This is a genomic window from Kineococcus terrestris, from assembly GCF_041020755.1.
Classification (GTDB): Bacteria; Actinomycetota; Actinomycetes; order Actinomycetales; family Kineococcaceae; genus Kineococcus; species Kineococcus terrestris.
This window is the reverse complement of the sequence record NZ_JBEUEI010000049.1, coordinates 1-22,658: the sequence shown is the minus strand read 5'-3', so window position 1 is coordinate 22,658 and position 22,658 is coordinate 1. Positions and strand designations below refer to the sequence as shown.

Below are 22,658 nucleotides of genomic sequence, written 5' to 3'. Positions count from 1 at the left end.
CCAGCGTGCACTTCGACGGCTTCCACCGCCACGCCGACCGGCTGGTGATGGCCAACATCGCCCAGACGGTGAACGTGCTGCAGGCGATGATCCTCACCGACGGCGACGCGCTGGTCCTGACGCCCTCGTACCACGTGTTCGCGATGAACAAGGGCCACCACGACGCCGACTCCCTGCCCCTGGCGGTGCGCGGTCAGGTGCCCGTGCAGCGGGTGGGCGAGCAGGAGCTGCAGACCTTCTCCGGCTCGGCCAGCACCAAGGACGGGAACGTCCTCGTCTCCCTGAGCAACCTCGACGCCGAGGAGCCGCTGGAGGTCCGCATCGACGTGCGCGGCAGCGCCGTGCACTCCCCCACCGCGCGCCTGCTGGCCGCCGACGACGTCCGCGCCCACAACACCGCGGACGCCACCCCCGTGCAGCCGCGCGACCTCGACGGCCTGCACCTGCAGGACGGGCAGCTGCGGCTGACCCTGCCGCCGCACTCCTTCGCCACCGTGAGCTTCGCGACCGGCGCCTGAGCCCCCCGCACGACCCGCACGACCCCGCTCCACCGCACGCCCGACCGCACACCCGGCACAGAGCGCCGACCCCGCGCTCCGGCACGACTCCCCAAGGGAGGGGACCCACGTGAACGCGCAGTCTCCGATGTCCTCGAAGATGATCGCCGCGGCTCTGACCCGCCGCCGCCTGCTCGCCCTGTCCGCCCTCGCCGGCGGCACCGCGCTGACGGCCACCGCCTGCTCGGGCGGCTCGTCGGCCTCCGACGACCCCAACACCTTCACCTTCTGGTCCTTCACGGGCATCAACCAGGGCGACTCGGTCGAGACGTACAAGGAGCTGGCGCCGGACATCACCGTCCGCCTCACCGAGGTCGGCAGCACCCAGGAGACCGCGCAGGCCCTGACGACCGCCCTGGCGGGCGGCAACGTGCCGGACCTGGTGCTCATCCAGGCCGGCGACATGCCCAAGTTCATGAAGAACCCCGGCAACTTCACCGACCTGGCCACCCTGGGCGCCGACGCCATCCAGGGCGACTACGTGGACTGGGTGATCGAGCAGGTGATCACCCCCGAGGGCCAGATCATCGGGATCCCCACCGACGTCGGCGGCATGGGCGTGGCCTACCGCGTCGACCTCATGGAGGCCGCGGGCCTGCCGACGAACCGCGACGAGGTCAGCGCCCTGTGGCCGACGTGGGAGGACTTCATCGCCACCGGCCAGCGCTACACCGAGGCCACCGGCAACGCCTTCATCGACAACGCGGCCACCAGCGTCTTCCTGCAGGCCGTCTCGCAGGGCGAGGAGCAGTACTACTCCCGCGACGGCGAGCTGGTCTACGCGACCAACCCGATCGTGCGGCAGTCCTTCGACCTCGGCCTGCAGGCCATCGCCGCCGGCATCACGGCCCGCCTGGAGAGCTTCACCGAGGGCTGGAGCGCCGGCATGGCGCAGGGCGCCTTCGCCGCCGTCGCGGCGCCGTCGTGGATGCTCGGCTCGATCCGCTCCAACGCCCCCGACACCGAGGGCCTGTGGGACATCGCGACGATCCCCGGCGGCAGCGGCAACTGGGGCGGCAGCTACCTGAGCATCCCCGCGCGCGCGGCCAACCCGCAGGCGGCGTGGGACTACATCGCGACCATGCAGTCCCCCGAGCAGCAGCTCCAGCACTTCCTGAACTCCGGGTCCCTGCCCACCACGCCGGAGAACTACGACAAGCCCGAGCTGACCGGGCTGACCGACCCGTTCTTCAACGACGCGCCCACGGGGCAGATCTTCACCCAGGCCGTCCTCGGCCTCGAGCCGTTCGTCAACGGCGAGTTCAACTCCGAGATCAGCAACGAGCTGCTCAACGCCCTCAACGGCGTCGAGAGCGACGGCGCGCCCGCCGACGCCGCCTGGGACACCGCGATCAGCAACATCCAGACGGCGATCGGCGCCTGATGACCGCCACCCTGACGCCGGGGCGGCTGCGCAAGCCGCCCCGGCCCACGGCCACCCGGCCGGTGGAGCGCCGGTGGGAGAAGCTGGCCCCCTACGGCTACGTGGCGCCGTTCTACGTCCTGTTCCTGATCTTCGGCCTCTTCCCGCTGCTGTTCACGTTCTACGTGGCGCTGTTCGACTGGAACCCGATCGGCGAGCAGACCTTCGTCGGGCTGCAGAACTTCCGCGACCTGGCCGACGACCCGCGCTTCTGGAACGCGCTGCGCAACACCTTCAGCATCTGGATCATCTCGACCGTCCCCCAGCTGCTGCTGGCGCTCGTCCTCGCGCAGGTCCTCAACAGCGCCTTCCTGCGCTTCGCCAGCTTCTTCCGCATGGCGATGCTGCTGCCGTACATCACCTCGGTGGCGGCGACGACCATCGTCTTCGCGCAGCTGTTCAACCGCGACTACGGCCTGCTCAACTGGTTCCTGGGCCTCATCGGCGTCGAGAACATCGACTTCATGTCGACCGCGCTGGGCAGCCACCTGCTCATCTCGGCCATGGTCATCTGGCGCTGGTTCGGCTACAACACGCTGCTCTACCTGGCCTCCCTGCAGGCCGTCCCCCGCGACCTGTACGAGGCGGCGGCGGTCGACGGGGCCGGCCCCGTCAAGCAGTTCTTCCACATCACGCTGCCCTCGCTGCGCCCGGTGATCATCTTCACCGTCATCATGTCGACCATCGGCGGGCTGCAGATCTTCACCGAGCCGCTGCTGCTGTCCAACGGCCTGCTGACCTGCGGCACCGCCCGCCAGTGCCAGACGCTGTCGCTCTTCCTCTTCGAGCAGGGCTTCGGCTCGTTCCGCTTCGGCTACGGCTCGGCCATCGGCGTCGCGCTGTTCGCGATCATCGTCGTCGTCGCGTTCGTCAACTTCGTGCTGTCCAGCCGCCTGGGGAAGAAGGGCTGACCGTGACCATCACCACCGAGCCGCCGCGCAACGGGCCGGCCCCGTCCCGGCCGGCGCGGAAGCCGCGCCGCAAGGGCATCGTCCGGGTCCGCTGGTACACGTACGCCGTCCTCGGCCTGGCGGCCGCGGCGTGCATCTTCCCGATCTACTGGATGTTCGTCGTCTCCTCGGTCGGCTCGGCGGCCGCCACCCAGCTGCCGCCGCGCGTGGTGCCCGGCGGCAACTTCCCCGCCCTGGTCCAGCTCGTCTTCGAGACGGTGCCGTTCCTGCGGTCGCTGTTCAACAGCCTCGTCGTCGCGGCCTTCATCGCGGTCGGGCAGGCGTTCCTGTGCTCCCTGGCCGGCTTCGCCTTCGCGAAGATGACCTTCTGGGGCCGCGACGTCCTCTTCCTGATCCTCGTGCTGACGATGACGGTGCCCGCGCAGCTGGCCGTCATCCCGCAGTACATGGTCATCTCCCAGCTGGGCTGGGTCGACACGCTGCAGGCCCTCATCGTGCCCGGCCTGGTGAGCGCCTTCGGCATCTTCTGGATGCGCCAGCACATCAGCGCGACCATCAGCGACGAGCTGCTGCAGGCCGCGCGCATGGACGGCTGCAACTCCTGGCAGATCTACGCGCGCATCGCCTTCCCGGTGGTGCGCCCGGCCGCCGCCGTCCTGGGCCTGCTCGGCTTCGTCAACGCCTGGAACGACTTCCTGTGGCCGTTCATCGTGCTGAAGTCCCCCGACATGTACACCGCGCAGATCGCCATCAAGGCGCTGCAGAGCAACCTGTCGGTCGACCTCGGCCTGGCCATGGCCGGCTCCTTCCTGGTCACCGTCCCCCTGCTGGTGCTCTTCGCCTTCTTCGGCCGGCAGATGGTCTCGGGGATCATGGACGGCGCCTTCAAGGGCTGAGGCCCTCCCCACCTCCCTCCACCTCCCGCACCACCCGCGCACCACGAGGAGCACCACCGTGAGCGAGACCACCGCAGAGCTCAGCGACGAGCAGGTCGAGCACTTCCTCGACAAGGGCTACGTCGTGCTGGAGGGCTGCTTCGACGCCGAGCGGGCGCGGCCCGTCGTGGAGCGCGCCTGGCAGCGCCTGGGCGTGGACCCCGACGACCCGTCGACGTGGACGCGCCCGCGCGTGCACCTGCCGTCGGAGCAGCACGTGGACGCCGCCGAGTTCGCCCCCCGCGCCTACCGGGCGGCGTGCCAGCTGCTCGGCGGCGAGGACCGGGTGCGCACGCCGTGGCACTGGTCCGACGGCATCATCGCCAACCTGGGCGTCGGCGCGGACCGCCCCTTCGAGGAGCCGTCGGCGGACGTGCCCGGCTGGCACAAGGACGGCGACTTCTTCCGGCACTTCCTCGACTCCCCCGAGCAGGGGCTGCTGACGATCGTGCTGTGGACGGACGTGCACTCGCGCGGCGGCGGCACCTTCGTGGCCACCGACTCCGTCGGGGTCGTCGCCCGGTTCCTCGCCGAGCACCCCGAGGGCGTCCTGCCGGACGACCTGCAGCAGACGAAGCTGATCCGGCAGTGCCGGGAGTTCACGGAGCTGACGGGGAAGCAGGGCGACGTGGTGCTGCTGCACCCCTTCGTCCTGCACGCCACGTCGCAGAACGTCCTGCGGGCCCAGCGGCTCATCACCAACCCGCCGCTGAGCCTGCGCGAGCCGATGGACTTCGGCCGGTCCGACCCCTCCCCCGTGGAGCGGGCCGTGCTGCGCGGGCTCGGCGTGGACCGGCTGGACTTCCGGCCCACCGCCCCCCGCGAGGACGTGGTGCCCGAGCGGCTGCTCGCCCACCGCGAGGGCCGGGCGGTCAGCCGGTGAGCGCGGGCGCGCCGGTGGTCCCGGCGCCGTCGCGCGTCGTGCGGCGCCTGGACCCGGTGGTGCTGGGCGGGCACGACGTGGCGGACGCCGCGGTCGTGTTCGACGACCCCGACCACCCCGGCGAGCGGCTCGTGCGCGGTGTCACCGTCCCGACGCTGACACCGTTCCTGCCGGCCCCGGGCGCGGGCGACGGCAGCGCCGTGGTCGTCGCCCCCGGCGGCGCGCTGCACCTGCTCGCGGTCGACAACGAGGGCGAGCACGTGGCCGGGCGCCTGGCCGCCCGCGGCACCGCGGCCTTCGTCCTGCGCTACCGCCTCGTGCCCACCCCCGCCGACCCCGCGGGGTTCGAGGCCGTGCTGCACGCCAACGTCGGCGACCGCGGCCGTATGGCCGAGGTGTCCCGCGAGCGCCGCGCACCGGCCCTGGCCGACGGCGAGGCCGCGCTGCGCGCCGTGCGCGAGCGAGCCGACGAGTGGGAGGTCGACCCCGCGCGGGTGGGGATGCTCGGGTTCTCCGCCGGCGCGTACGTGTCGCTGGTGACGACCCTGGACACCGCGCCCGGGCAGCGCCCGGCGTTCCTGGCGCCGGTGTACCCCGCCTGGTGGGGCGAGGTGGAGGTGCCCGCGGACGCGCCGCCGCTGTTCCTGGCGTGGGCGGACGACGACGAGCTGGGCGAGACCATCGTCGGTTCCTGCGTGCGCCTGCACGCGGCGTGGCGCCGCGCCGGCCTGCCGGTGGAGGCGCACGCCTACGCCCGCGGCGGGCACGGGTTCGGGGTGCGCGCGACGGGCCTGCCCTCGGACGCGTGGTTCGACGCCTTCACGCGCTGGACGGCCTCGCTCACCGCCTGAGGAGCTCACCGCCGAGCAGGCCTCCGCCGGCCGCGGACGCCGGTGGCGGGGCGTGAGGCCGTCAGCGGCCGGTGGTCGCCCCCGTGCGCGTGCCGGCTGCCGGCTCCCGCGCGGCGAGCAGGTCCAGCAGGGCGAGCAGCGAGGTTTCCACGACCCGCAGGTCGTCCGCGCCGACGGCCCGGCGCCAGCGCTCGCGCAGGTCGTCGAAGGCGGCGCCGCCGACGGCGGACATCTCGTGCCCGCGCGGCGTGACGGTCAACCGCTTGCGGCGGCCGTCGCCGGCGTCGGGGGCGCGCTCGACGTAGCCGAGCTCCTCGAGGGCCTCGACAGTCTTGGCGGCGGCCTGCCGGGACACGCCGAGGGCGCGGGCCAGCGACGAGGCGTCACCGGCGCCCTGGTCGACGGCCCGCAGGGCGAACTCGTGCGTCGCCGTCACCCCCGGGTGCCCGGCCGCAGCCAGCTCGGTGACGACCCGGTCGGTCATGGCCTCGAACCCTTCCAGCAGCAGCAGGGCCAGGCGCGCTCCGGGGGAGGTCTCCACCCGGGCAGGGTGCCACGGCGGGTGCGGAGCGGGGTGGCACCGCCGCGCGGTGTTGACAACGTGGTTGCTCATCTCCATGATGACAACCAGGTTGCCGATCAGCGGCGGCCACCAGTCCGGGAGGACCCATGACCCGCACGAGCACCTCCCCCGCCGGCGCCACGACCGCCGGGGTCGTGCACCACCGCGTCGCCGTCGGCGGCGGCACGACCCTGCACTGCGTCACCGCCGGCGACCACGGATCGCCGGTCCTGCTCGTCCACGGCTTTCCCGAGACCTGGTGGACGTTCCGCGAGCTCATCCCGCTGCTGGCCAGCGGGCACCGCGTCGTCGCGCCCGACCTGCGGGGTCTGGGCGACTCCGGCGGCGACCCCGGCGCGACGAGCGGCGCAGCCGCCGCGGAGGACCTGCACGCCCTCGTGGGGGCGCTCGGCCTCGGGCCGGTGCACGTGCTCGGGCAGGACGTCGCCGGGCCGGTGGTGTTCCGGCTGGCCACCACCCACCCCGAGGACGTGCTGAGCCTCACGGCCGTCGAGACGGCGCTGCCCGGGTTCGGGTTCGAGGCCCTGGCCGACGTCGCCCGCGGTGGCGCCTGGCACGTGGGGGTCATCGCCTCGCCGGGCGCCGCCGAGCTCGTCCTGGCCGGCCGCGAGCGCCGCTTCCTCGCCGAGCAGTGGTTCCCCGCGATGACCCGGGCGGCCGGCGCCGTCACCGCCGAGGACCTCGAGGAGTTCACCCGGGCCCTCTCACGGCCCGGCGCGTGGCGCGCGTGGCAGGGCCTGTACTCCTCCGCGCTCGCCGAGGGCGAGGAGTTCCGGGCGCTGGTGGCCGCCGGGGCGCTGCGTGCCCCGGTCCTGGCCGTCGACGGGGCGAGCGCTCCGCACACGGCCACCACGATGTCCCGCGCGAGCGCCGGCCCCGTCTCCCGCGTCGTCCTGGCGGACGCCGGCCACCACGTCGCGCTGGAGGCGCCGGCGGCGCTGGCCGCGGCCGTGTCGACGTTCACCGCCGGTGTCGACGCCCGCCGGCCCGCCGGCGCGCGCGGCACCGGCGCGTGAGGCTCACAGCCCGATGCCGACGTACTTCGTCTCCAGGTACTCCTCGATGCCCTCGGCGCCGCCCTCGCGGCCGAAACCGGAGGCCTTCACCCCGCCGAACGGGGCGGCGGCGGTGGAGACGATCCCCGCGTTGAGGCCGACCATGCCGGTGTCCAGCTCGTCGGCCACCCGCAGCCCGCGGCGCAGCGACTCGGTGAACACGTAGGCGACCAGGCCGTACTCGGTGTCGTCCGCGCGGGCCAGGGCCTCCTCCTCGGTGTCGAACACGCCCACGGGCGCGACCGGCCCGAACGTCTCCTCGGTGAGCAGGCGCGCCCCGGCCGGGACGTCGGTGAGGACGGTGGGGGCGTAGAACCACCCCCGCTCCCCCACGGGCCCGCCGCCGGTGAGGACGCGGGCACCGGCGTCCACGGCCTCGCGCACGCGGGCGGCGACGTCGTCGCGGGCGCGGGCGTCGACGAGCGGGCCGACCTCGACGCCCTCCTCGGTGCCGCGGCCCACGGGCATCGCGGCCAGGCGGTCGGCGAGGCGGCGGGTGAACTCCTCTGCGACGCCGCGCTGCACGAGGAACCGGTTGGCGGCCGTGCACGCCTCGCCGGTGTTGCGCATCTTGGCCAGGACCGCGCCCTCCACGGCCGCGTCGAGGTCGGCGTCGTCGAAGACGAGGAACGGCGCGTTGCCGCCCAGCTCCATCGACACCCGCAGCAGCCGGTCGGCGGACTGGCGCACGAGCTGGCGGCCCACCGGGGTGGACCCGGTGAACGTCAGCTTGCGCAGCCGCGGGTCGGCGACCAGCGGGCCCGTCACCTCGCGGGTGCGGGTGGTGGTGACGACGTTGACGACGCCGTCGGGGACGCCCGCCTCGGCGAGCACCTGCGCCAGCAGCAGCGAGGTCAGCGGCGTCTGGGTGGCGGGCTTGAGGACGACGGTGCAGCCGGCGGCCAGCGCGGGCGCGACCTTGCGGGTGCCCATGGCCAGCGGGAAGTTCCACGGCGTGATCGCCAGCACGGGGCCGACGGGCCGCTTGGACGTCAGCAGCCGCGACCCGCCCGCGGGGTTGTCGGCGTAGCGGCCCGCCAGGCGCGGGGCCTCCTCGGAGAACCAGCGCAGGAACTCCGCGCCGTAGGCGACCTCGCCGCGCGCCTGCGCCAGCGGCTTGCCCATCTCCAGCGTCATCAGCAGCGCGAAGTCCTCGGTGCGCGCGACGACGGCCTCGTACGCGCGGCGCAGCACCTCCGCGCGCTCGCGGGCCGGGGTGCGGGCCCAGCCGCGCTGGGCGGTGGCGGCGGCGTCCAGGGCGTCGGCCCCGTCGGCGGGCTCGGCGTCGGCCACGCTCGTCAGGACCGCGCCCGTGGCGGGGTCCTCCACGTCGACGGAGCGCTGCGTCCCGCGCCAGCGCCCGCCGACGAACAGGCCGGTCGGCACGCGCGAGAGCAGGTCCCGCTCGCGCCGCTCCTGCGCGCCGGAGCCCGTGCGCTGGTCCACCGCCGCGCTCACCGGGCACCCCCGGCCGGCAGGACGTCCTCGCCCAGGTCGGCGAACACCGCCTCCAGCACGTCGAACGCCTCCTCCAGCAGGGCGTCCGGGCACGTCAGCGGCGGCAGGAACCGCAGCACGTTGCCCCACGTGCCGCAGGTGAGGACGACGACGCCGCGGCGCACGGCCTCGCGGGCCACCGCGGCCGCCAGCGCCGGGTGCGGCTCGCGGGTGCCGGGGCGGACCAGCTCGGCGGCGACCATCGCGCCGCGCCCGCGCACGTCGCCCACGCGGGCGTCTCGCGCGGCCAGCCGCCGCAGACGGGTGGTCAGCAGCTCCCCGACCGCGACGGCGCGGGCGAGCAGGTCGCCGTCGCGCACCGCCCGCAGCGCGCCGAGGGCGGCCGCGCACGCGGCGGGGTTGCCGCCGTAGGTGCCGCCGAGGCCGCCGGGCACGGGCGCGTCCATGATCTCGGCGCGGCCGGTGAGGGCCGACAGCGGCAGGCCGCCGGCGATGCCCTTGGCGCTGGTGACCAGGTCGGGCACGACGCCCTCGTGCTCGCACGCGAACATCCGGCCCGTGCGGGCGAAACCCGTCTGCACCTCGTCGGCGACGAGGACGATCCCGCTGCGGCGCGCCCAGGCGGCGATCTCGGGCAGGAACCCCGGCGCGGGGACGATGAACCCGCCCTCGCCCTGCACGGGCTCGACGACCACCGCGGCGACGCGGTGCGCGCCGACCTGCTTCTCGACGTGGTCGATCGCGCGGCGCGCGGCGGCCGGGCCGTCGACCGGGCGGCCGTCGGCGTCCCGGCCCTCGCGGAACGGGTACGACAGCGGCGCTCGGTACACCTCGGGGGCGAAGGGGCCGAACCCGTCCTTGTAGGGGGAGTTCTTGGCCGTCATGGCCATCGTGAGGTTGGTGCGCCCGTGGTAGGCGTGGTCGAAGACGACGACGGCCTGCCGGCCGGTGTGGGCGCGGGCGACCTTGACGGCGTTCTCCACCGCCTCGGCGCCGGAGGTGAACAGCGCCGACTTCTTCGCGTGGTCGCCGGGCGTCAGCTCGGCCAGCAGCTCGCACACCTGCACGTAGGCCTCGTAGGGGGTGACCATGAAGCAGGTGTGGGTGAACCGCTGCACCTGCTCGACGACGGCGTCGACGACCTGCGGGGCGGCGTTGCCGACGGTGGTCACGGCGATGCCGGAGCCGAGGTCGACGTAGGAGTTGCCGTCCACGTCGACGACCACGCCGCCGCCGGCGGCGGCCGCGTAGAACGGCGTGCTGGAACCGACGGCCGCGGACACGGCGGCGGAGCGGCGCGCGGCCAGCTCGCGCGAGCGCGGGCCGGGGACCTCGGTGACCAGGCGGCGCACCTGGGGCAGCCCGGGGCCGCCGGTGGCCGGGACGGCCGGGACGGCCGGGACAGGCGGCGCCGCTGCGGCCGGCGGTGCGGTGGGGGTGCTCGTCACGGGTTCCTCCTCCTCCGGCGCGGTGCGCGGACCCGCCGACGGTAGGACGGGCCCGCCGGGCGCGGAACCGTCCACCCTGCACACTCCCGACCGGTCGACGGTGCAGACTGGCGTGGTGGTGGACGTGCGGGACCTGCTGGCTGAGGAGGCGCTGGACCTGCGGCTGCTGGCCGGGGATGCGGGCGCGGCGGTGCGCTGGGTGGCCACCAGCGAGCTGGAGGACCCCGCGCCGTTCCTGGAGGGCGGCGAGGTGCTGCTGACGACCGGGTTGCGCGCGGGCCGGGGGCGGCGCGACTGGGCGGCGTGGACGGCGCGGCTGGCGGCCGCGCGGGTGGCGGCGGTCGGGTTCGGGACCGGGCTCAGCCACGCCGCCGTCCCCGCCCCGCTCGTCGCGGCGGCCCGCGAGCACGGCCTGGCGCTGCTGGAGGTGCCCGCACCGACGCCCTTCATCGCCGTGTCGTCGGCGGTGGCCGACCTGCTGCGCCGGGCCGACGAGGCCGCGGACGCGGCCGCGCTGCGCGCCGCGCGCGAGCTGGCGCGGGACGCCGGCGCCGGGGACGGCGGTGCGCGCCTGCTGCGCCGGCTGGGGCGGGCCGTGGGCGGGTCCGCTTGGCTGCTGGACGGCGAGGGGGCGGTGCGCGCCGGGGAGGGTCCGGTCCCGCCGGAGGCCGCGGCCGCCGCGGCGCGGCTGCGCCCGCGGGGCCTGCTGGCCGCCTCGGTGGACGCCTCCCCCGAGCGCACGCTGCTGGTGCGGCCCGTGGGCCTGCGCGGTGCGCCCGGCGCCCACCTGGTGGTCCGCACCGGTCCGCACGTGCCGCGCGCCGTGCACGGCACCGTCGACACGGCGGTGGCCCTGCTGGGGCTGGTGCTCGACGAGGACGCCCGCCGGGCCGCCGCCGACGAGCGCCTGGTCGCGGTGGGCGCCGGGCTGCTGCTGGCCGGTGCGGCCGACGCCGCCGGGGCCGTGCTGGCGGCCGCGGGCCGCGAGGTGCCCGCCCGGGCGCTGGTCCTGCGCACCTCCGCGCCGCAGCGCCCGCCGGCGCTGCCCGCCGACGCCCTGGCGGCGCCCGCCCCGGACGGCGGGCTGCGCGTGCTGGTGCCCGGCCCGCTGGAACCGGCCGTGGCCGCGCTGCGCCGCAGCGGGTGCCGGGTGGGCGTGGGCCCGGCCGCCACGCCGGCCGAGCCGGTCGCGCTGACCGCGGCGCTCGCCGACGCCGCCGCCGCGCTGGAGCGCACCGGTCCCGGCCGCCCGGTGGTGCGCTGGGACGACCCGGTGCCCGGCGGGCTGGCCGAGGCCCTGGGCAGCCCGGCCCTGCGGGCGTGGGCGGCCGGGGTGCTCGCCCCGCTGTCCGCGCTGGACGACGCCGAGCGCGAACGCCTGCTCGCGACGCTGCGGACGTTCCTGGTCCACCACGGCCAGCGGCAGCCCACCGCGCAGGCGCTCGGGGTGCACCGCAACACGGTGCGCCAGCGGCTGGTGCGGGTCTCGGCGCTGCTGGAGCGCTCGCTGGAGGACCCCACCGACCGCGCGGAGCTGTGGCTGGCGCTCGCGAACTCCTGAGCTCGCGCGGCAGGGAACCCCGACCGCGCGGGAGTTTCTCCGGACAAACCGACAGGTTGTCGGTTACTGTTCGCCGGACCGCGCGGAACCCCCGGGGTTCCGCGGACCCGTCCTGGAGGTGGCGCCGTGAGCGCGACGACCGGCCCGGCGAGCGCACCGGTGCGCATGCCCGCCGAGCACGAAACCCACGCCGGCACGTGGATGGCCTTCCCCCGCCCGAACCCCACGTTCGGCGAGGAGGGCGGCCCGGACCTGGAGCGGGCGCGCCGCGCCTGGAGCGCCGTGGCGGCCGCCGTCGTGCGCTTCGAGCCCGTCACGGTGCTCGTGGACCCCGGCTCGGTGCGCGCCGCGCGCGACCTGCTCGACCCGCGGGTGCGCGTGCTGGAACTTCCGCTGGACGACGCGTGGCTGCGCGACTCCGGGCCCACGTGGGTGCGCGGGCCACGGGGGCCGCTCGCGGTGGACTGGCGGTTCAACGGCTGGGGCGCGCAGCCGTGGGCGCGCTGGGAGCGCGACGCCCTCGTCGCCGGTGCCGTCGCCGGTCTGGCCGGCACCCCCGTCGTCGCCTCGTCCCTGACGCAGGAGGGCGGCGCGTTCCACGTCGACGGCGAGGGCACCGTGCTGCTGACGGACACCGTGCAGCTGGACCCGGACCGCAACCCCGGCTGGACGCGCGAACAGGTCGAGGCCGAGGTCCACGCGCGCCTGGGGACGACGACCGCCATCTGGCTGCCGCGCGGGCTGACCGCCGACTACGGCGAGTTCGGCACCCGCGGGCACGTGGACATCGTCGCCGCGTTCGCCGGCCCCGGCCGCGTCCTCGTGCACACCCAGCCCGACCCCGGCCACCCCGACCACGCCGTGACGCGGGAGGTCACCGAACTGCTGCGGCAGGCGGTCGACGCGCGCGGGCGGCGGCTGGAGGTCGTGGAACTGCTCGCCCCGGAGACCACCGAGGTCGACGGCGAACTGGTCGACTTCTCCTACGTCAACCACTACGTGGCCAACGGCGTCGTCGTGCTGTGCGGTTTCGACGACCCCCGCGACGCGGACGCTGCGCGGGTCCTGCGCGGCGCGTACCCGGACCGCGAGGTGGTCCAGGTCGACGCGCGCGACGTGTTCGCCTTCGGCGGCGGGATCCACTGCGTCACCCAGCAGCAGCCGGCCTGAGGCGCGCGGCGTGCCCAGGCCCACCACGCCGCTGCTGTCGCGCGCGCGCATCCTCGCCGCCGCGCTGGAGCTCGTCGACACCACGGGCACGTTCACCACGCCGAAGCTGGCCGCGCGGCTGTCGGTCAGCACCTCCTCGCTGTACCACCACGTGCCCGGCGGCCGCGAGGAGGTCGTCGAGGGGCTGCGCGGCCTGCTGTGCGAGGGCGCGCTGCCCGCGGCGGCCGCCCCGGGCGAGGGGTGGCGGGAGTTCGCCGGGCGCTGGGCGCGCGGCTACCGGGCGGCGATGGCCGCGCACCCGCGGGTCGTCCCGCTGCTGACCGCGCAGACGGTCAGCGACCCGGCCACCCTGGCCGGGTACGAGGCGCTCGCGCGGGTCCTGCACGCCGACGGGTTCGCCGACGAGGACCTGCTGCACGCGGTCACCGTGCTGGACTGCCTCGTCCTGGGCTCGGCGCTGGACGCGGGCGCGCCCGTGGACGTGTGGGCCGACAGCGGCGATCCCGCCTCGGCGCTGTCGCGGGCGATCGGCGCCACCCGCGCCCAGCCCGGCGACCGCTCGCAGCGCTCGTTCGAGATCGGCCTGGAGAGCGTGCTGGACGGTCTCGCCCGGCTGCGGGCCCCGGGACGCCCGGCCGCCCGCCCCGCGCGCGGCGGGACGGGCGGGCGGGGCGAGAGGGGCGTCAGGAGTCCAGGGCCGCCATGACGTGCTTGACGCGGGTGTAGTCCTCGAACCCGTACACCGACAGGTCCTTGCCGTAGCCGGAGCGCTTGAACCCGCCGTGCGGCATCTCCGCGACCAGCGGGATGTGCGTGTTGATCCACACGCAGCCGAAGTCCAGGGCGGCCGAGACGCGCAGGGCGCGCCCGAGGTCCTTCGTCCACACGCTGGACGCCAGGCCGTAGCGGGTGCCGTTCGCCCACGCCAGCGCCTGCTCCTCGTCGCTGAAGCGCTGCACGGAGATGACGGGGCCGAACACCTCCTCCTGCACCAGCTCGTCGTCCTGGCGCAGCCCCGAGACCACGGTGGGCCGGTAGTAGAACCCCTCCGACAGCGGGCCGTCGGCGCGCGAACCGCCCGCGCCCAGGACGGCGTGGTCGGGCAGCCGGTCGACGAACCCGGCGACGCGGGCCAGGTGGGCGGCGCTGTTGACCGGGCCCAGGGCCGCGTCCGGGTCGTCGGGCAGGCCGGGGGTCGTGGCGCGGGCCTGCTCGGCCAGGGCCGCCACGACGTCGTCGTGCACGCGCGGGCCGGCCAGCACGCGCGTGGCGGCCGTGCAGTCCTGCCCGGCGTTGAAGTAGCCGGCCGCGGCGATCGCCTCGGCGGCCGCGGCCACGTCGGCGTCGTCGAAGACGACCACGGGCGCCTTGCCGCCCAGCTCCAGGTGCACGCGCTTGACGTCGCGGCTGGCGGAGGCGGCCACCTCCGTGCCGGCGCGCACGGACCCGGTGATGGCGACCAGCTCCGGCACGGGGTGCTCGACGAGCGCGCGGCCCGTGTCGCGGTCCCCGCACACGACGTTGAGCACGCCCGGCGGCAGCACCTCGGCGGCCACCTGCGCCAGCAGCACCGTGGAGGCCGGGGTGGTGTCCGAGGGCTTGAGCACGACGGTGTTGCCCGCGGCGATCGCCGGGGCGATCTTCCACACCGCCATCATCAGCGGGTAGTTCCACGGGGTGACCTGGCCGACGACGCCGATGGGCTCGCGGCGCACCCAGGAGGTGTGCCCCTCCAGGTACTCCCCCGCCGAGCGCCCCTCCAGGACGCGGGCCGCACCGGCGAAGAACCGCAGCTGGTCGACGGCCGGCGGCAGCTCCTCGGTGCGGGTCAGCGCGACGGGCTTGCCGGTGTTCTCCACCTCGACGGCGACGAACTCCTCGGCGCGGGCCTCCACCGCGTCGGCGAGGTCCAGCAGCAGCTTCTGGCGGGCGGCGGGCGTGGTGCGCCGGAAGGTGGCCGCGGCGCGCGAGGCGGCGGCGTACGCGGCGTCCACGTCGGCGGCCGAGGACAGCGGGGCGGTCGCGTACGCGCGGCCCGTGGCGGGGTTCACGACCTCGGTGGTGCGCCCGTCCGCGGCGGGCACGGACTCGCCGTCGACGAGGTTGCGCAGTTCCTTCACTCCGGGACTCCTTCGCGGGTGGTTTCGGTCCGGGGGCCGGGGGCGCCGCCGACGGGCGCGCCGGTGCCGTCAGCGCCCTCGGGGCCGTCGGTGCTGGAGCGGCCGACCGCGAGGGTCTCGCCGCGGAAGAACGCGGGGCGGCGCACCCGCTGGACGGCCATGACGACGCCGCCCAGGGCCAGGACGCCGACGCCGAGCAGGAACACCAGGCCGACGCCCCCGACCTGCGAGCCGGAGCCGTAGGAGGGGTCCGTCGAGTCCACGGACGTCTGCACGAAGAACACCAGCAGCAGGACGCCGCCCAGGCCGGGCGCGAGACCGGTGCTCAGGAAGTGCCGCGGACGCCCCTTCCAGGTGCCGCGGAAGTACCACACGCACGCCAGCGCGGTCACGCCGTAGTAGAAGCAGACCATCATGCCCAGCGCCGTGATGGTGTCCCACAGGACGTCCTCGGACAGGATCCGCATCACCACGTAGAACACCGAGGCGATGACACCGGCGGCCACCGTCGCGTACCCCGGGGACTGGAACCGCGGGGTGACGCGCGCGTACTCGCGGGGCAAGGCCCCGTAGTGGCCCATCGCGAGCATCGTGCGGGCCGGGGACAGGAACGTCGACTGCAGCGAGGCCGCCGAGGACGCCAGCACCGACAGCGACAGCAGGACCGCCGCGGGCCCCATCACGGGGCCGGCCAGGACCGCGAACACGTTCTCCTGGTCGCCGCCGCCCAGCCCGAGGCCGTCCTCACCGGTGCCCGTGTACGACAGGACGGCGACGGCGACGGTCAGGTACAGCACGACGATGACGACGATCGTCGCCAGCGCCGCGCGACCGGGCGTGGTGCGCGAGCCCTGCGTCTCCTCGTTCATCGTCAGGACGACGTCCCAGCCCCAGTAGACGAACACCGACAGCGAGACGCCGGCGGCGAAGGCGGAGAACGAGTCCACGGCCAGCGGGTCGAACCAGCCGGCGCTCAGCGCCAGGCCGCCGGGGGCGTCGCCGGCGGCGACCCGGGCGAAGGCGGCGACGCAGAACCACACGAGGACGACGAGCTGGAAGCCCACGAGGACGTACTGGACGGCCTTCGTCGTCTCCAGCCCGCGGTAGGCCACCCAGCAGGCCAGCGCCATGAACACCAGGCAGGTGGCGATGTTCACCGGGACGTTCGCGGCCAGGTCGGCGACCGACTCGTCCCCGGTGACCTGCGCGAGCATGAGGTACAGGAAGTCCACCGCGATGCCGGCCAGGTTCGACAGCACCAGGACGGTCGCGGCCAGCAGGCCCCAGCCGCCCATCCACCCGATCCACGGCCCGAACGCCCGCGAGCTCCACGTGAACGTCGTGCCCGAGTCCGGCATGGCGCTGTTCAGCGCCCGGTACCCGAAGGCGACCAGCAGCATGGGCACGAAACCCACGAGGAAGATCGCCGGCATCTGCTCGCCCACCGCGGAGGCCGTGGGCCCCAGCGTGCCGGTGAGGGCGTAGGCGGGGGCGATCGTCGAGACGCCGATGACGACGGCGCCCAGGAGGCCGACGCGCCCGGTGCCGAGCCCCTTGGCCGAGCGGCCCTCCACGGCCGGCTCCACGCCCGGCGCGCTCACCGCTCGCCCCGGGGGACGACCGCGACCGGGACCGGCACGTGGCGCAGCATCCGCGCCGCGGTCGGCCCCAGGAACGTCTGGCGCCCGCGCGCCAGCCGCGAGGAGCCGACCAGCAGCAGGCCGTCGGGTTCCCACTCGATCGAGGCCACGGCTTCGGCCATCGTCCTCCCCTTCCCCAGCTCGACGCTGAGCCTGGTGGACCCGAGCCGTTCCCGGGTCCCGTCCACGAGCCGCTCCACCCGTTCGCGCGCCGCCTCGTCGGCACCGGCGCGCGCGTCGAGCTCCAGCAGGCTGACGACGTGCAGCGGCAGCCCCGTGCGCTCGGCCGCCTCCGCGGCCTCGGCCAGGACGGCCTGCGCGCCGGGGCGGGTGCCGACCGCGACGTACAGGTGCCGCAGGACCCGCGGCACGCGGTCGCCGGCCAGCACCACCGGCACGGGCGAGGAGTGCAGCAGCGTGCGCGCCACCGGGCCCACGCCGAAGGGGTTGGGGCCCGCGGGGGCGCCGACGACGACGGCCGAGGCGCCCAGCTCCTCCACGGCCTCCAGCAGCCCTTCGGGCACCGAGCCGGCGCTGCGCAGGTGGCAGCGGGCCTCCACCCCCTCGGGCAGGCGCCCCAGCGCCTCCTCCAGCCAGCCGCGCGCCTGCTCGGCGACGAGGCCGCTGACGTCGCCCACCGGCGGGTACGGCTGGCCGAACGGGTCGTCCGAGCGCAGCACGAGGACGACGTCCAGGCCGGCGCCGAGGGAGGTGGCCAGGGCGGCGCCCAGCCGCAGCGCCTGCTCGCCGCGCTCGCCGCCGTCGTGGGCGACGACGTAGCGCCGCCCGGCCGCGGGCGGGTTCACCGCGCGCCGACCGGGTCGCCCCCGGGCACGGCGACGCCGAGGGCGGCGGCCACGTCCGCGGCCGCGGCCCGGCCGCTGCGCAGCGCGCCGTCGACGTGCTGGTACCCCTCGGCGGCCAGGTCCGAGCAGGCCCAGTGCACGGTGCCGACGGGCGTGCGCTGGTCGGCGCCGTAGCGGGACAGCCCGCCCAGGTCGAAGCTGGCGGCGTACGCGCCGCGCGTCCACTCCTCGCTGCCCCAGTCGGACTCGTAGTAGACGACCGGCTCCAGCGCCCGCTCCCCCAGGTACTGCGCGACGCTCTCCAGGACCCGGCGGCGGCGCTCGGCGGCCGGCAGCGCGAACAGCTCGTCGGCCCGCTCGTCGGAGACGAAGCCCACCAGGGTGCCGCGCTCCTCGCCGTGACCGGAGTTGTCGTACACCTCCTGCACGAGGCTGGTGGGGCCGAAACCGGTGCCCGACAGCCCGTCCTCGCGCCAGAACGGCGTCTCGTACACGGCGTGCACCTTGATGACCAGGCCCATCGACAGGTGCTGGTGCAGCTGGTGCTGGCGGCGCGGCAGCGGCGGGTCGAAGCTGATGCGCGCGTACAGGTTCGGGGGGACCGCGACGACGACGCGGCGCGCGCGGGCCACGACGCGGTCCGAGCGCACGACGACGCCGCGGGTGCCGTCGGGCAGCAGCGCGTCGCGCTCGACGGTGCGCACGGGCGTGGACAGGTGCACCGGGCCCGCGAGGCGGCGGGCCAGTTCCTGCGACACCGACTGCATGCCGCCGACGACGCGGCGGTCGAGGATGAAGTCCTCGTCGGTCAGGTTGCTGAAGGAGCCCGCCGAGGCGGCCATGAGCACGGCCTGCAGGGCGGAGAACGCGTGCGCGGGCTTGGTGAGCATGCCCCCGGCGATGAACATCCCGACGGTGGCGCACGCCTCCTCGTCGGCCGAGTTCTGACGCAGCCAGTGGTGGAAGGAGACCGTGTCCAGCTCGCGCGCCCGCGGGTGCTCCCACGGCGCCGCGGGGCCGGCCTCGGCGGCCAGCTCGTCCAGCAGCGCGGTCAGGCGCTCGACCTCCGCGAGGGTGGAGGCGGCCACCGGCAGCGCGTCGCCCCGGTAGCGGCGGGCCGTGCCGTCGGGGGCCACGTAGACGCCGTCGCCGTCGCGGTAGCGCGGGAACGTCTGCATCCCCAGCTCCTCGAGCAGGCCGAGCAGCTCGGTCTGGTCCGGGGACACCCACTGCCCGCCGACCTCCAGGACCGCGCCGTCGACGACGTCGGTGTGGGTGCGCCCGCCGACGCGGTCGCGGGCCTCCAGGACGACGACGTCCAGGCCTGCGCGCTCCAGGTGGCGGGCGGCGGCCAGGCCGGCGGGGCCGGCGCCGACGACCACGACGTCGGCCTCGACCTCGGTCACCGGGGGTGGGGTGGGGGCTGCGCTGTCAGGGGACACGTCCGCTCCGGTCGTCTCGCGCTGCTGCCGGGCCGGTGGGCGGTCGCCGCACCGGAAGTGATGGGTGTTCATTTACGGGGCGGGGGCAGGCCGCTGTCAAGGGCCCCGCGCGGACGGACCAGCGCCGCGTCCGGCAGCATGCGGGGGTGCCCAGCGCCCCACGGCCCCCGGCGCGGCGCCGCGGCCGGGGCCGGCCCACCCGCCCCGTCCTGTCCCCCGAGCTGATCACCGACGCGGCCGTGCAGCTGGTGGAGGACCGCGGTCACGACGCCCTGACGATGGCCGCGCTGGCCCGCGAGCTGGGCGTGGCGCCCTCGGCGCTCTACAACCACGTCGAGACCAAGCAGGACGTCCTGCGCCGCGTGCAGGACCACGTCAACCGCGACGTGGACTGCTCCGCCTTCGGGACCCTGCCCTGGGACGAGGCGCTGGCCGCGTGGGCGCGCTCCTACCGCGACGCCTACGCGCGGCACCGCCCCCTCGTGCAGGTCATCGCCGTCACCCCCGTGCGCGGCGCGCCCGCCACCGTCGCCATGTACGAGCGGGTCGCGGCCGGCCTGCGCGCGGGCGGCTGGCCGGCGGAGCTGGTCACCGACGTCGTCGTGGCCGTGGAGTCCTTCGTCCTCGGCTCCGCGCTGGACACCGGCGCCCCCGCGGACATCTTCGACACCGGCGAGCTGGCCGGCTCCGCCCCCGAGTTCACCGCCGCGGTGCGCGCGCGCCCCGGCGGCGACACCGCCGCGGCCGCCTTCGAGCTGGGGCTGGACGCCCTGCTCGCCGGCCTGCGGGCGCGGCTGGCGCGCGCCGCGGGACCAGCCGCGCAGGAACCCCCGCGGGACTCCCCGCGAGGACTCCCCGACCCCGACGAGACGAGCACCACCGCGTGAACCCCCTGGACCTGCTCGGCCTGCCCGCGGGCGTCGAGCTGAGCCCCACCACGGCCGCCCTGCTGCTGCTGGCCGCGTTCGCCGCCGGCTGGGTGGACGCCGTCGTCGGCGGCGGCGGGCTCGTGCAGCTGCCCGCCCTGCTGCTCGTGCCGGGCCTGAGCCCGGTGCAGGCGCTGGCGACCAACAAGCTGGGGTCGGTGTTCGGCACCGCGACCAGCACCCTGACGTACCTGCGGCGGGTGCGCCCGGACCTGCGCACGGTGCTGCCGATGGCCGCGGTCGCCCTGGGCGGGGCGTTCGCGGGGGCGTCGGTGGCGGCGTCGCTGCCGGCGGACGTGTTCAAACCCGTCATCGTCGGCGCGCTGGTCGTCGTCGCCGTGTGGACGGCGCTGCGGCCCACGATGGGCGAGCTGACCAGCCTGCGGTTCTCCGGCGGCGCCCACTACGGCGTCGCCGTCGCCGTGGGCGCGCTCGTCGGGTTCTACGACGGCGTCCTGGGCCCGGGCACGGGCAGCTTCCTCGTCATCGCCCTCGTCGGCCTCGTCGGCTACGACTTCCTGCGCGCCAGCGCCAAGGCGAAGGCCGTGAACCTCGCCACGAACCTCGGGGCGCTGCTGTTCTTCGCCCCGCACGGGTCGGTCGTGTGGGTGCTGGGGCTGCTGCTGGGCGCGTGCAACGTCGCCGGCAGCTACCTGGGCTCGCGGATGGCGATCTCGCACGGCACGCGGTTCGTGCGCGCGGTGTTCCTCGTCGTCGTCACCGCCCTCGTCCTGCGCCTGGGGCACGACGTGTGGGTGGAGAACCTGCGGCCGCTGCTGGCGGGCTGAAGCGCGGGGACCGGTGCGGGTGGACGGGCCTCAGGCACCGGGGTCGCGGAGGCCGACGGCGTCGTGGCGCCAGAACACCTCCGGGTAGACCAGCGTGCCCGTCATCCACGGCCCGTGCGCCGGGAGCCGGAAGACCTGGAAGGCGGCGTCGGGGATCCGCAGCGAGGGCTTGCGGAAACCGTACCGGGCGCCGGGCTCGAAGCCCGCGCGCGAGTAGTAGCCCGGGTCGCCCTCGAGGAACACCAGGGGGACGCCCCGCGCGCGCTCGTGCTGCAGGCCGGCCGTCACCAGAGCCCGCCCGATGCCCCGGCGCTGCGCCCGCGGCAGCACGGCCAGCGGGCTGAGCACGCGCACGGTGACCAGCCGCCGAGGGGCGTCGAGCAGCGCGTCGGTGAACGCGACGTGACCGACGACACCGTCGGCCGTCTCGGCCACCAGGGAGGTCCCGTGACCGGCGCCCACGCGGTCGCGGAGCTCGTCCACCAGGTCGGCCACGACCCGGCCGTGGTCGCCGAAGGCCTGCAGGTGCAGCTGCCGGACGGCGGTCCGGTCCGAGGGCCGCTCCGTCCGGCAGCGGACCCGCTGCTCCCGCCCCACCGCGTCACCGCGGTCGTGGTGCTCCGCCGGTCCCACCCGGCCATCGTGCTCGGGCACGGCCGGCCCCGCACCCGGTTTCCAGCACGGCCGCGGGCCGGCGCGTCGCGGTCGTCGGCCGGGTCCCGGGGACACCGCGCGCTCAGCGGCGGTAGCGGTCCACGAAGCGCCGCAGCACCCGCTGGGCGGCCTCGGCGCGCGCCCCGCGCACCCGCGCCACGACGTCGTCGAACTCCTCGGGGCGGAAGTACCCCTCGTCCCGGTAGGCGGTGACGCGCTGCACGATGCCCTCCGCGTCCAGCTCGGGGTGGAACTGGGTGGCGTACAGGTTCCGTCCCACCCGGAACGCCTGCACCGGGCAGCTCGGGGAGGTCGCCAGGACGACGGCGTGCGGGGGCGGCACGCGCAGCGCCTCCTTGTGCCCGACGAACGCGTCGAACGTCGCCGGCAGGTCGCCGAAGACGGGGTCGGCGCGCCCGGCGTCCGTCAGCGACACCGGCACGGTGCCGATGGGCTCGCCGAACGTGCGGTCCACCACCCCGCCCTGGTGCACGCCCAGCGTCCCGATGCCGTAGCAGGCGCCGAGGAACGGCACGTCGCCGGCGACGACCCGGTCCAGCAGCAGCGCCAGCTCGCGCTCCACGCGCCGCTGCGCCGCGGACTTGGCCTCCTCCGGGTCGCTCGTGCAGTACGGGCTGCCGCCGACGACGATCCCCGAGAACTCCGCCGGGTCCAGCTCCGGCATCGCCTCGCGCTCCAGGCGCACCCGCACCAGCTCCCCCGGGCCCAGCCCGCCGTAGCGGGCGACGGCGGCGGCCTCCGCGTCGGCGACGGCGTCGTCCTCGCGGGTGGCCAGCAGGAGGAACGGCTTCACGCTGGCGGACCGTACCCGCGCGCGGGCCCGGCCACCGGTCGAACCGACCGGTCGCCCGGGATCAGCCCCCGCCGCGGGTGGCGGTGCACGCGGCGACCTCGCCCACGCAGCGGCGGTGGCCGTCGAGCAGGCGCGGCACCGAGGCGGCCAGCACGGCGAGGTCGAGGTCGGCGTACTGGTGGACGAGGACGTCCCGCAGCCCCGCGGAGGGGGCCAGCTCCTGCGCCAGCTCCTCCGTCAGCGCGCCGGCGCGCGCGGCGAGCCCGAAGGAGGAGCGGTGGTCGGCCGGCGCCCGGCCCAGCGCGGTCGCCGCGACGTGCGCGTTGACGTCGACGGCGAGGTCGACGACGCGGCTGACCAGGCGCTCCACGGCGGCCGTCAGCAGCGGGTCGGCGCGCAGGCGCTCCTCCCCCACCTCGCCGGCGGAGGTCAGCACGTCGAGCGACCCGGCGATCAGCGACAGCTCCGCGTGCACGACCCCGAGGTCCAGCTCGCGCGGGCTCACCGGCCAGCCGCGCCAGGCGCCCGTCACCGGCCGCGCGGCGCAGCTCCTCCAGCGCCTGGACCACCGTCACCGCCACGCGGCCGAGCCCAGGACCGGTCCCGCGTCCCGTGCGGCCACCGCGCGCGGTG

General features: G+C 75.9%; 22 protein-coding genes. 12 read left to right on the top strand and 10 right to left on the bottom strand.

Annotated elements, in window-relative coordinates; translation table 11 throughout:
- The 6 genes from AB8M62_RS19015 to AB8M62_RS18990 form a co-directional block, all read left to right on the top strand.
- A partial coding sequence (locus AB8M62_RS19015; protein WP_369070544.1) for an alpha-L-arabinofuranosidase C-terminal domain-containing protein occupies window positions 1-518 on the top strand: 518 nt, incomplete at its 5' end.
- 109 nt (window positions 519-627) lie between these two features.
- The gene (locus AB8M62_RS19010) at window positions 628-1,941 is read left to right on the top strand and encodes an ABC transporter substrate-binding protein (protein WP_369056367.1); all 1,314 of its coding nucleotides are present in this window, start codon (window positions 628-630) and stop codon (window positions 1,939-1,941) included.
- Complete coding sequence (locus AB8M62_RS19005) at window positions 1,941-2,891, top strand: carbohydrate ABC transporter permease (RefSeq protein WP_369056366.1); 951 nt, start codon at window positions 1,941-1,943, stop codon at window positions 2,889-2,891. Before AB8M62_RS19010 ends, AB8M62_RS19005 begins: the two co-directional genes overlap by 1 nt.
- Before the next feature lie 2 nt (window positions 2,892-2,893).
- Entirely contained in the window at window positions 2,894-3,787 is an 894-nt protein-coding gene (locus tag AB8M62_RS19000) for a carbohydrate ABC transporter permease (protein WP_369056365.1), read from the top strand.
- A gap of 58 nt (window positions 3,788-3,845) precedes the next feature.
- Window positions 3,846-4,709, top strand: coding sequence for a phytanoyl-CoA dioxygenase family protein (locus AB8M62_RS18995; protein ID WP_369056364.1), 864 nt, complete (start codon window positions 3,846-3,848; stop codon window positions 4,707-4,709).
- Window positions 4,706-5,560, top strand: coding sequence for an alpha/beta hydrolase (locus AB8M62_RS18990; protein WP_369070543.1), 855 nt, complete (start codon window positions 4,706-4,708; stop codon window positions 5,558-5,560). Before AB8M62_RS18995 ends, AB8M62_RS18990 begins: the two co-directional genes overlap by 4 nt.
- A 61-nt stretch (window positions 5,561-5,621) precedes the next feature.
- Here AB8M62_RS18990 and AB8M62_RS18985 read toward each other — a convergent pair whose 3' ends face one another.
- Window positions 5,622-6,101 carry a MarR family winged helix-turn-helix transcriptional regulator gene (locus tag AB8M62_RS18985; protein WP_369056362.1) on the bottom strand — a complete coding sequence of 160 codons (480 nt, stop codon included), beginning with the start codon at window positions 6,099-6,101 and terminating at the stop codon, window positions 5,622-5,624.
- A gap of 128 nt (window positions 6,102-6,229) precedes the next feature.
- Between AB8M62_RS18985 and AB8M62_RS18980 the strand changes: the two genes are divergently transcribed.
- Complete coding sequence (locus AB8M62_RS18980; RefSeq protein ID WP_369056361.1) at window positions 6,230-7,159, top strand: alpha/beta hydrolase; 930 nt, start codon at window positions 6,230-6,232, stop codon at window positions 7,157-7,159.
- 3 nt (window positions 7,160-7,162) lie between these two features.
- On the opposite strand, the gene AB8M62_RS18975 is transcribed toward AB8M62_RS18980, so the two are convergent.
- A complete protein-coding gene (locus AB8M62_RS18975) occupies window positions 7,163-8,656 on the bottom strand; it encodes an NAD-dependent succinate-semialdehyde dehydrogenase (protein WP_369056360.1) in 1,494 nt (497 codons plus the stop codon).
- Entirely contained in the window at window positions 8,653-10,017 is a 1,365-nt protein-coding gene (gabT, locus tag AB8M62_RS18970; RefSeq protein WP_369056372.1) for a 4-aminobutyrate--2-oxoglutarate transaminase, read from the bottom strand. The genes AB8M62_RS18975 and gabT overlap by 4 nt, the downstream gene beginning before the upstream one ends.
- Before the next feature lie 202 nt (window positions 10,018-10,219).
- Between gabT and AB8M62_RS18965 the strand changes: the two genes are divergently transcribed.
- The 3 genes from AB8M62_RS18965 (at window position 10,220) to AB8M62_RS18955 (ending at window position 13,541) form a co-directional block, all read left to right on the top strand.
- Window positions 10,220-11,665 (top strand): PucR family transcriptional regulator ligand-binding domain-containing protein, encoded by a 1,446-nt coding sequence (locus AB8M62_RS18965; protein WP_369056359.1) that lies wholly within the window; start codon window positions 10,220-10,222, stop codon window positions 11,663-11,665.
- 165 nt (window positions 11,666-11,830) lie between these two features.
- Window positions 11,831-12,835: an agmatine deiminase family protein gene (locus AB8M62_RS18960; protein WP_369056371.1), complete on the top strand. Its 1,005-nt coding sequence runs from the start codon at window positions 11,831-11,833 to the stop codon at window positions 12,833-12,835.
- A 10-nt stretch (window positions 12,836-12,845) separates the two neighbouring features.
- Window positions 12,846-13,541 (top strand): TetR/AcrR family transcriptional regulator C-terminal domain-containing protein, encoded by a 696-nt coding sequence (locus AB8M62_RS18955; RefSeq protein WP_369056358.1) that lies wholly within the window; start codon window positions 12,846-12,848, stop codon window positions 13,539-13,541.
- Here the strand turns inward: AB8M62_RS18955 and AB8M62_RS18950 are convergent.
- The 4 genes from AB8M62_RS18950 to AB8M62_RS18935 are packed head-to-tail and all read right to left on the bottom strand — an operon-like array spanning window position 13,519 to window position 18,807.
- The gene (locus AB8M62_RS18950) at window positions 13,519-14,955 is read right to left on the bottom strand and encodes an aminobutyraldehyde dehydrogenase (protein WP_369056357.1); all 1,437 of its coding nucleotides are present in this window, start codon (window positions 14,953-14,955) and stop codon (window positions 13,519-13,521) included. The genes AB8M62_RS18955 and AB8M62_RS18950 overlap by 23 nt on opposite strands.
- On the bottom strand, window positions 14,952-16,556 hold the full coding sequence (locus tag AB8M62_RS18945; protein ID WP_369056356.1) for an APC family permease: 1,605 nt from the start codon (window positions 16,554-16,556) through the stop codon (window positions 14,952-14,954). Before AB8M62_RS18945 ends, AB8M62_RS18950 begins: the two co-directional genes overlap by 4 nt.
- Window positions 16,553-17,401: a universal stress protein gene (locus AB8M62_RS18940; protein ID WP_369056355.1), complete on the bottom strand. Its 849-nt coding sequence runs from the start codon at window positions 17,399-17,401 to the stop codon at window positions 16,553-16,555. Before AB8M62_RS18940 ends, AB8M62_RS18945 begins: the two co-directional genes overlap by 4 nt.
- Window positions 17,398-18,807 (bottom strand): flavin monoamine oxidase family protein, encoded by a 1,410-nt coding sequence (locus AB8M62_RS18935; protein ID WP_369056354.1) that lies wholly within the window; start codon window positions 18,805-18,807, stop codon window positions 17,398-17,400. The genes AB8M62_RS18940 and AB8M62_RS18935 overlap by 4 nt, the downstream gene beginning before the upstream one ends.
- A gap of 182 nt (window positions 18,808-18,989) precedes the next feature.
- On the opposite strand from AB8M62_RS18935, the gene AB8M62_RS18930 reads away from it, so the two are divergent.
- Window positions 18,990-19,730 carry a TetR/AcrR family transcriptional regulator gene (locus tag AB8M62_RS18930; protein ID WP_369056353.1) on the top strand — a complete coding sequence of 247 codons (741 nt, stop codon included), beginning with the start codon at window positions 18,990-18,992 and terminating at the stop codon, window positions 19,728-19,730.
- Window positions 19,731-19,750: 20 nt separating this feature from the next.
- A complete protein-coding gene (locus AB8M62_RS18925; protein ID WP_373695009.1) occupies window positions 19,751-20,557 on the top strand; it encodes a TSUP family transporter in 807 nt (268 codons plus the stop codon).
- A gap of 30 nt (window positions 20,558-20,587) precedes the next feature.
- Here AB8M62_RS18925 and AB8M62_RS18920 read toward each other — a convergent pair whose 3' ends face one another.
- The 3 genes from AB8M62_RS18920 to hepT form a co-directional block, all read right to left on the bottom strand.
- Complete coding sequence (locus AB8M62_RS18920) at window positions 20,588-21,088, bottom strand: GNAT family N-acetyltransferase (protein ID WP_373695008.1); 501 nt, start codon at window positions 21,086-21,088, stop codon at window positions 20,588-20,590.
- A 205-nt stretch (window positions 21,089-21,293) separates the two neighbouring features.
- Window positions 21,294-22,025, bottom strand: coding sequence for a glutamine amidotransferase (locus tag AB8M62_RS18915; protein WP_369056352.1), 732 nt, complete (start codon window positions 22,023-22,025; stop codon window positions 21,294-21,296).
- 61 nt (window positions 22,026-22,086) lie between these two features.
- Window positions 22,087-22,530, bottom strand: coding sequence for a type VII toxin-antitoxin system HepT family RNase toxin (gene hepT, locus AB8M62_RS18910; protein ID WP_369056351.1), 444 nt, complete (start codon window positions 22,528-22,530; stop codon window positions 22,087-22,089).
- Between the last annotated feature and the right edge of the window lie 128 nt (window positions 22,531-22,658).

What these genes read in the sequence shown, in the direction of transcription:
- AB8M62_RS18960 (WP_369056371.1), top strand. Translation starts at nt 11,831, where the DNA reads ATGCCCGCCGAGCACGAAACCCACGCCGGCACGTGGATGGCCTTCCCC.
- AB8M62_RS18980 (WP_369056361.1), top strand. Translation starts at nt 6,230, where the DNA reads ATGACCCGCACGAGCACCTCCCCCGCCGGCGCCACGACCGCCGGGGTC.
- AB8M62_RS19005 (WP_369056366.1), top strand. Translation starts at nt 1,941, where the DNA reads ATGACCGCCACCCTGACGCCGGGGCGGCTGCGCAAGCCGCCCCGGCCC.